Raw genomic sequence first — 8,200 nt, forward strand, 5'->3', positions numbered from 1 at the left:
GCCACCCGTCCAGCGACTCCAGCGACGCCACGCGCGGGGCCGCGTCCGCCCACACGCGACGCGCCCCCCTCCAGCAGCTCCTCCAGGCGCGGGTCCGGCACCGGCTCCACGAAGATGCGCGCGAGGAAGCGGTCCGCGAACGCGGCCAGCGCGTCGTCCTCCGGCAGCGCGTTGGACGCGCCCACGCACACGCGCAGCGGACACTGGATGCGCGTGTGGCCGCGCCGGAAGGTGCGCTCGTTGAGCAGGCCCAGCAGCGTGTTGAGGATGGCGGTGGAGCCCAGGAAGACCTCGTCCAGGAAGGCCACCTCCGCCTCCGGCAGCATGCCCGCCGTCTCCGTCTCCACCCGCCCCTCGCGCAGCTTGCGCAGGTCCACCGGCCCGAAGATTTCGGACGGCTCCGTGAAGCGCCCCAGCAGGTACTCGAAGTAGCTACCGCCCAGGCCGCGCGCCGTCCTGCGCACCGCCTCGCTCTTGGCCGTGCCCGGCGGCCCCACGACGAGCAGGTGCTCGCCCGCCACCGCCGACAGCGCCACCAGCTCCACCATCGCCTCGCGCTCCACCAGCCCCCGGCTCGCGTCGGTGAGCGCGTCGCGGACCTCGGCCGCCGCGAACTCGAAAGAAACGGACATGCCTGCCAGCCTAGCCTCGCCCCCGGTCCGGCATACAGTGGCGGCATGGATACGAAGTGGAAGTGGCTGGCGGTGGTGGGCGTGCTGGGCGCGGGGCCAGCGGGCGCGGACGGGTGGCACGGCTATGCGTCCGTGGGCGCGGGCATCACCCTGGATCATTTCAGCGACTGGCGGGCCAAGGGCCCCGCGCTCCAGGCCTGGCTCGCCGTGGAGACGCCGCCCGGCCTGTCCCTGGGCGCCGTCTTCGAGACGACCCAGACCTGGGGCCAGCAGTTCGCGGAGGCCAGCAACCCGTCCGAGCTCAGCCGCGTGCAGTTGGACTACACCGCCGTGGGGCTGGAGGCCCGCCTGCGCTTCCTGGGGGACAAGCCGGTGACGCCGTGGGTGGGCGCGCGGCTGGCGAAGAGCTGGTCGCAGCCCTTCACCCCCAACAGCGCGGGCCAGCTGCGGCGCGAGGACTTCGACGTCACCAGCATGGCCTTCCGCGTGGGCGTGGACGGGTGGATCTCCGACCGGTGGGGCATCTCCATCGCCACCGCGCTCCAGTTCTGCGACGTGAAGTTCACGAAGGACGCGGACGGCACCAGCGCCAGCGCGGGGGTCAGCGTGAACATGTGCGCCAAGCCGCTCCAGAGCATCGTCGCCGGGCCCGTGCTGCGCTTCTAGCGGGCGCGAGGCCGGGGACGGATACAGTGCGCGCCCATGAACGCGCCGCTCTCCACCTCCGCCTCCGGTCCCCGCTGGCTCTACCTGCACGGCTTCGCCTCCGGCCCCGCGTCCGCCAAGGGCGTCTGGCTGGACGCGCACTGGGCGAAGCAGGGCATCCCCCTGGAGCGCCTCAACCTGCGCGTGCCGTCGCTGGAGCACCTGGGCCTGCACGCCATGCTGGACACCGTGCGGGACGCGCTGGGCGCCCCCAATGACCGCGCGGTCGTCATCGGCTCCAGCCTGGGCGGCCTCGTCGCCGCGCGCACCGCGGAAGCGGACGCACGCGTGAGCGCGCTGGTGCTGCTGGCGCCCGCCTTCCACTTCGTGGAGCAGCTCCAGCGCCGCATGGGCCCCAACGCCTGGGCGGAGTGGAAGCGCACGGGCTTCCTGGAGACGGAGGACCACGCGGAGAAGCGCCGCGCGCGCGTGCACCACGGCATCGTGGAGGAGGCCCAGGCGATGGACGCGAAGCGCGGCCCCTGGCCCGACGTGCGCGTGCCCACGCTCATCATCCACGGTCGGCAGGATGACACCTGCGACGTGCGCTATTCGCGCGAGTGGGCCCGGGGCAAGCGCCACGTCCGGCTGGTGGAGGTGGATGACGGCCACGAGCTGACCGCATCGTTGGAGCTCATCGCGAGGGAGGCGGATGCCTTCCTCACGCCGTGGCGGGGTGTGGAGCCCGCCCGGCAGGTGTTCACTGGCCGCTGACCCGAGCACGTCCGATGTGGCCGGTGCATTCGCGTCCCGAACGCGCCGGTTAATGTGGCGGCCATGAACCGCGAATACCACCGCTGGCACAGCCCGCGGCTGAACCGCGACATGGAAGTGCTGGTGTACGGGCACTCGGGCGAGCCCGTCATCCTGGTGCCCACGAGCAAGGGCCGCTTCTACCAGGCCGAGGACTTCGGCCTCATCGGCGCCATCGCGGACGGCATCGCCGCGGGCCGCTACGTCGTGGTGTGCGTGGACTCGGTGGATGAGGAGTCCTGGTACAACAAGGCCGTCGCCCCCGCCGTGCGCGTGGCCCGCCATGCCCAGTGGGAGGACTACCTGGTGCAGGAGGTGGTGCCGCTCGTGCGGGGCCGCGCCGCCGAAGGCCGCCTCACGCTCGCCGGGTGCAGCCTGGGCGGCTTCCACGCGTACAACGTGGGCCTGCGCCACCCGGACGTCTTCCAGCGCCTCATCTCCATGGGTGGCAAGTTCGAGACGGAGGACTTCCTCGACGGCCACCACGACGAACAGGTGTACTTCCACACCGCGCCGCAGTGGCTGCCGGGACTGAACGACCCCGGGCGCCTGTCCGCCCTGCGCCGCGTGGAGATGACCCTGGCCGTGGGCGAGCACGACTTCTGCCGCCCCTCCAACGAGCACCTCTCCAAGCTCCTCTGGCAGAAGGACATCCGCAACGACCTGTCCATCTGGGACGGCGGCACCCACGACTGGCCCGTGTGGCGGCGGATGATCCGCCAGTACCTGCCGGCCTGAGCGCCGGGCTCCGGGCTCCGGGCTCCGGGGCTCCAGACACGACGAAGCCCCCGGTCGGAAGGACCCGGAGGCTCGCGCGAGGCACCACCGTGGTGGCGCGGCTCAGTTGATGGGCATGAAGATCTTGAGGCCGGTGCGGCCGTTGTTCGTCGTGTTGCGCTCGATGAAGTCGCTGGCGGACGAGTGGCCGTCACCGCTGGTGATGGCCGTGTGGCCGTAGATGCTGCCCGCGGCCGACGAGGTCCTCTCCCACGTGAGGATGAGGCCCGGAATCTTCAGCGCCTCCTCCAGGGTCATGTCCACCTGCTTGAACTTGTCGCGCGGCAGGTTGTTGTCGATCTGGTTGCCGTTGCCCGACACGCCGATGCCCATGGCGTTGCGGATGGCCCGGCTCACGCCCGTGGCGCACAGGCCCTGGCTGTTGTAGCCGCCCATGCCCATCGCCGCCGCGCGGCCCGCTTCCGCCAGCCGGCGCATCGTGGCGCTCGCGTTGCTGGGGCCCGCGCCCGTCGGGCCGCCCACGTCCACGCCGCCCGTGTTCCCCGTGCCGCCGCCGCGCACACCCTGACGTCCCCCGCCGGAGTCGAAGCTGTCGGTGCCCGAGTGGCCAATCTTCAGCGTGTTGCCCGAGAAGATGAGGTCCGGGTTGGAGATGTTGTTGTCCTTCGCCAGCTTCGAGACGGTGGTGCCGAAGCGCTGCGCGAGCGCGGAGAGGGTGTCGCCAGGGCGGATGCGGTAGTTGGACATGGAGGCTCCTGCGCCAATTCTCGGGACATCCCCATCCAGGTTGCGGCTGTTTCCAAGATTCTTGGAGTTTTCAGCCGCGCTGGAAGGCTACAGCCTCCTTCAGCCCTCCAGGGGCCGCAGGGTGCCGGCGCTGACGCGCCAGAAGCGCCACAGCACGGCGGCGGCCACGGTGATGAGCCCCGCGCACAGGCCCCACCAGATGCCCAGCACGCCCATGCCCAGGTGGAAGCCCAGGAGCAGGGTCAGGGGCAGGCCCACGGCGTAGTGGCCCACGATGTTGGCCACGAAGGTGAAGCGCGTCTGGCCGGCGCCGCGCAGCACGCCCGCGCCCACGCCCTGCACGCCGTCGAAGACCTGGAAGATGGCGCCCACCATCAGCAGGGGCAGCAAGAGCGGCAGCACCTCCTCCGGCGCCCCGGCCAGCTTCGCCAGGCTCCGGGGGAAGAGCGCGAACACGAGCCCGCTCAGGGACATGGCCACCGCGCCGGCGGCGAAGGCCATCAGCCCGCTGCGGCGGGCCTGGGGCGTGTCGTGCGCGCCCACGGCCCAGCCCACGCGCACGCTGCCCGCGTTGCCGATGCCCAGCGCCATGGTGAAGGTGAGGCTGGCGAAGGAGAGGGCAATCTGGTGCGCGCCCACGCTCACCGGCCCCAGCTTCGCGGCCAGCACGCCCGCCAGCGCGAAGACGCCCACCTCCGCCGCGATGTGCAGGCCAATGGGCAGCCCCACGCGGAAGGCCCGCAGCTGGTCCGCCACCACGGGCTTGCGCGACGGCCGGCCCGGCACGGGGATGAGCTGCACCGCCCGCGCGACGATGAGCACCTCCATCGCCGTGCACAACAGCGTGGACAGCGCCGCGCCCGCCGCGCCCATGGCCGGCACGTGGGTGAGCGGCCCCGCCCACGCGGGCAGTGACGCGCCGCCGAAGACGAACAGCGGCACCAGCATCAGGTTGACCACGTTGGCCAGCACGGTGGACACCACCAGCGGCCGGGGCAGCCCGATGGCCTGCAGGTACGCGCGCACCGTGAGGAAGATGAGCATCAGGGGCAGGCTGGGCGCGCGGAAGTGCAGGAAGGCGCGCACCTGGACGATCTGCTCCTCCGCCACGCCCACCCACGGCAGGGCCGCCGGCGCGGTGATGAGCACCGCCCACAGCACCACGCCCACGGCCGCGGACAGCCACACGCCCTGCCAGAGCACGTCCCGGGCGCGGCGCGGGTGGCCGGCGCCAATCGCCTGGGACACCAGCGGGTCCACGCCCATCATCAGCCCCATGCCGAAGCTGCTGACGGCGAAGAAGAGGGCGTGGCTCAACCCCACCGCCGCCAGGGCGGACGTGCCGGCCCGGCCCACGATGAAGGTGTCCGTCACGCCCATCAGGGACTGCCCCGCCTGCGCGATGCACAGGGGGATGGCCAGGTTCAGCAGGGCGCGCAGCTCCCCCCGGATGCCGCGGACCGGGGGGGAGGACGGCAGGGACGGTTCGGCGGCATCGGGCGGCATGGCGGGGCCTATAGGGAAGGGAGCGCGTCCGCGCAAGCGACGCGCTCCCCCCTCCCGCCTGACTGCCCCCTCTGCGCGTCAGGGCGTGCTGGCGGGGAACGGCACCGTGACCAGCGGCGTCTGGAGGCTGTCCACCTTCGACACGCGCACCCCCGCGTCGCTGATGGCGTAGACGTAGTCATCCGCCATCACGCTGCGGCGCACGTCCGGCACGTAGTAGTAGCTCCACTGCGGCATCCCCGTGGACTTGAACAGGTCCGACATGGGCACCGCGCCCACCGGGGAGAGGCCCGCCGCCAGGTCCACGCGGAACACGCGCAGCTCCGTGCGGAAGCCCTGCCAGTAGTCCTCGGAGGACGAGTAGGACCCCGAGTAGTCCGTGAACGGGATGGCCACCAGCCCCTTGGCCGCGAAGTAGTTGAAGGCCTTGTGCTCGTAGAGGGCCTCGCTCCAGCCGTAGGCCTCGCCCACCAGCTGCGTGGAGACCTCCGTCGGGTGCGCCAGGTCGCCGACGTCGAAGAGGGACAGCTTCAGCGTGCTCGTGCCGCAGCACCCGCCGTTGGGCTCCCGGTGGATGCCCAGCGTCAGCAGGTGGTGGTCGCCCACCGGGTGCATGTACGTGGAGAAGCCGGGCACCTTCAGCTCACCCACCTTGCGCGGGTGGGCGGGGTCGCTCAGGTCGAAGGTGAAGAGCGGATCCACCTGGAGGAAGGTGACGACGTAGCCGCGGTTGCCCACGAAGCGCGCGCTGAAGATGCGCTCGCCCTCGGCCAGGTCCTCGCTGCGGCCCAGCTCCGCCAGGCGCCCGTCCTTCACGCCCAGCGTCGTCACGCGGCTGGCCGTCGTCGTGCGGCCCCACCACCAGTCCTCGTGCTCCGGCTCCGGGAGGCGCGTCGTCACCGTGGTGGCCATGCGCAGCACGCCCTCGTGTTCATCCAGGGCGAACGGGTCGACGGGCGTGCCCTCCACCGTGCCGGAGCCCGCGTACACCGCGCGGCCCGGCTGGCTCAGGTCGAACTTGTGCAGGTAGGTGAAGTCCTTCTGCCCGGGCAGCGGCCACCACCAGTAGTGCGGGTGCGCCAGGTACAGCGACTGCTTCGACGCGTACACCGTGCCCGGCTCCGCCACCAGGCTGGTGCGCCCCGGCGCCGCGGTGCGCGCGTCCAGGTCCAGCGAGGCCACCGTCACGAAGCCCAACGCGGACGGCGCGTTGCTCCGGTAGAAGTCACCGCAGGACGTGGGCAGCGCCGTCGTCACGCCCGCCGCGTCCACGTGCCGGCCCGCGGGCAGCCACTGGTCCAGCGTGTTGGCGCGGATGCGCTTCTCGTTGCGCTTGATGAGCGCGTCAATGGCCTGGGTGAGCTTGTCCTCGTCCCTGTAGAGGTCCTCCGAGTAGTCCACCCAGAACTTCACGTCCTCCGGCCAGCGGAACGCGTCCGACAGCACCAGCCGCACGTTGCTGTCCACGCGGCGCGCCTGGTTGAAGACGCCGGGCAGGTAGAGCTGATCCACCACCGTGGGGTGCGCCACGTCCGACACGTCCACCGTGGTCACCTTGGTGCTGTCGGCGTTGTAGTAGCCGCAGCCGAAGCCGAAGCAGGCGATGTCCGCGATGGGGGCCATGCCTCCGCCCACCCCTCCGTTCGTCTTCGCCGGGACGCCCGGCAGTGACTGGGCCACCTGCGAGATGATGACCAGCCGCTGGTGCTCGTCGAGCAGCATCTCCCGGGGCCAGCCCTCCACCTCCAGCGTCGAGGCCAGCGTGAGCTGCTCCGCGGGCCACGAGCGGTGCGCGTACAGCCGGTTGCCCGACAGCACGAAGATGCGCGTGCCGTCGTTCTGCACGAAGTCGGACTCGTGCACGCCCTCCACCTGGTTGTTGGTGCCCGTGGAGTCCTTGGGCGCCTGGCTGCCGCCGCCGGACGTCACGCTCCCGCCGCCCGCCGCGTCCTCCGCGGGCATCGGGCCGAAGACGCCGCCGCCGCGCCCCCGGCCGAAGCGGTCCCAATAGCCGGGCTTCTGCTGCTCCAGGCTCGCGCGCATCTGCTTCGTCGCGGTGTCCTCGATGTACCGCTCCAGCGCCGAGCACGCGTTGAAGGACTCCAGCTTCAGCGCCTGCTGCACCGGCTCGTTGTCCAGGCCGTCCGGCGCCTTGTTCCCACCGTCACCGCACCCCACCGCCAGGAGCGTGAGCCCCACCGTTCCGAAAAGACTCCAACGCATGCGTGATTCCTCCCTCGAAAGCCTCGCGGGGCGCAGCGCTTTGCCACGCGCATGCCAGGGGGGAATCCGGTGTCCGGCGTGTGTGATTGCGGGGGGTTGGGACGTGCGCGGGAGCGTCCGCCGCTCTCAGAAACCTGAGGCGCGCACGGGGCCCGCGGTGGGAAAACCGAGGGTCTGGGGCACGAAGCGCACGAAGCGCTGCTGCAGCTGCGCGTCCATGCCCTCCAGCCGCAGGCCCATGCCCGTCTGCGAGCGGAACGCGCTGCCCATCCCGGGCGGGTTGCACCACGCCACCACCGCCTGCGCCTCGCAGGGGGTGCGCTGCCCGGCCATCACCAGGCGCAGGGACAGCCGCGAGCCCTCGCGCGCGGGCGTGAGCGTGCGCACGAAGAGGCCCTGGGGGCTGGCGTCGTGGCTGAAGCCGCTGAGCGAGGGGCCGCCCTGCGTGTTGAACTCCACCACGGTGAAGAAGGGACGCGCTCCGCGGCCGCAGCGGCACCGTGCCCGGCGACAGGCGCGCCATCACCTTCGCCAGCAGCTCGTCCGCGCCCAATTGCCGCTTGAGCAGCAGCGGCGCGCCGCTCAGCTCCTCGCGCGCGCCAGCACGTCCGGCGCCTCCTCCACGCGCGACATCAGGACCAGCGGCTTGCGCGGGAACTGCTCGCGCAGGCGCGTGGCCAGCGCCAGGGCCTCGCGCGGCAGCCGCGACACGTCCACCACGAAGCCGTCCAGCCGCTCGCCCTGGGCCACGGCCTGCGCCGCCGCGTCGTCCAGGTCCTTGGCGTAGAGCACGTGCAGCCCCTCGTGCTCCAGCGCTCCGCCCAGGAAGGTGTGCAGGAAGCGGCCGCCCTCCACCAGCAGCACGCCCCGCCCGCGCGGCGGCCCGTCCAGGCGCG

At 72.0% G+C, this 8,200-nt stretch carries 8 protein-coding genes and 1 pseudogene; 3 read left to right on the forward strand and 6 right to left on the reverse strand.

Going from position 1 to position 8,200, the window contains the following annotated elements; translation table 11 throughout:
* Nucleotides 1-632, reverse strand: a 632-nt coding sequence (locus ACLEQD_RS31530; RefSeq protein WP_410389209.1) for an AAA family ATPase, incomplete at its 3' end; no start/stop codon positions are given.
* Nucleotides 633-677: 45 nt separating this feature from the next.
* Here ACLEQD_RS31530 and ACLEQD_RS31535 point away from each other — a divergent pair.
* The 3 genes from ACLEQD_RS31535 (at nucleotide 678) to ACLEQD_RS31545 (ending at nucleotide 2,828) form a co-directional block, all read left to right on the forward strand.
* A complete protein-coding gene (locus ACLEQD_RS31535) occupies nucleotides 678-1,298 on the forward strand; it encodes a hypothetical protein (protein ID WP_410389210.1) in 621 nt (206 codons plus the stop codon).
* A 36-nt stretch (nucleotides 1,299-1,334) separates the two neighbouring features.
* Entirely contained in the window at nucleotides 1,335-2,051 is a 717-nt protein-coding gene (locus tag ACLEQD_RS31540) for a YqiA/YcfP family alpha/beta fold hydrolase (protein ID WP_410389211.1), read from the forward strand.
* 63 nt (nucleotides 2,052-2,114) lie between these two features.
* A complete protein-coding gene (locus ACLEQD_RS31545; RefSeq protein WP_410389212.1) occupies nucleotides 2,115-2,828 on the forward strand; it encodes an esterase family protein in 714 nt (237 codons plus the stop codon).
* A gap of 102 nt (nucleotides 2,829-2,930) precedes the next feature.
* Here the strand turns inward: ACLEQD_RS31545 and ACLEQD_RS31550 are convergent, their stop codons facing one another.
* The 5 genes and pseudogenes from ACLEQD_RS31550 to ACLEQD_RS31570 all read right to left on the reverse strand — a co-directional run.
* A complete protein-coding gene (locus ACLEQD_RS31550; RefSeq protein WP_410389213.1) occupies nucleotides 2,931-3,575 on the reverse strand; it encodes a LysM peptidoglycan-binding domain-containing protein in 645 nt (214 codons plus the stop codon).
* 99 nt (nucleotides 3,576-3,674) lie between these two features.
* Nucleotides 3,675-5,081, reverse strand: a complete 1,407-nt coding sequence (locus ACLEQD_RS31555; protein ID WP_410389214.1) for an MATE family efflux transporter — start codon at nucleotides 5,079-5,081, stop codon at nucleotides 3,675-3,677.
* A gap of 78 nt (nucleotides 5,082-5,159) precedes the next feature.
* The gene (locus tag ACLEQD_RS31560; protein WP_410389215.1) at nucleotides 5,160-7,304 is read right to left on the reverse strand and encodes a beta-propeller domain-containing protein; all 2,145 of its coding nucleotides are present in this window, start codon (nucleotides 7,302-7,304) and stop codon (nucleotides 5,160-5,162) included.
* 126 nt (nucleotides 7,305-7,430) lie between these two features.
* The gene (locus ACLEQD_RS31565) at nucleotides 7,431-7,766 is read right to left on the reverse strand and encodes a TIGR02266 family protein (RefSeq protein WP_410389216.1); all 336 of its coding nucleotides are present in this window, start codon (nucleotides 7,764-7,766) and stop codon (nucleotides 7,431-7,433) included.
* A 120-nt stretch (nucleotides 7,767-7,886) separates the two neighbouring features.
* A pseudogene (locus ACLEQD_RS31570) lies at nucleotides 7,887-8,200 on the reverse strand (TIGR02266 family protein); the annotation flags it as partial.

It is taken from the genome of Corallococcus sp. 4LFB (assembly GCF_046520365.1).
Taxonomy (GTDB): Bacteria; Myxococcota; Myxococcia; order Myxococcales; family Myxococcaceae; genus Corallococcus; species Corallococcus caeni.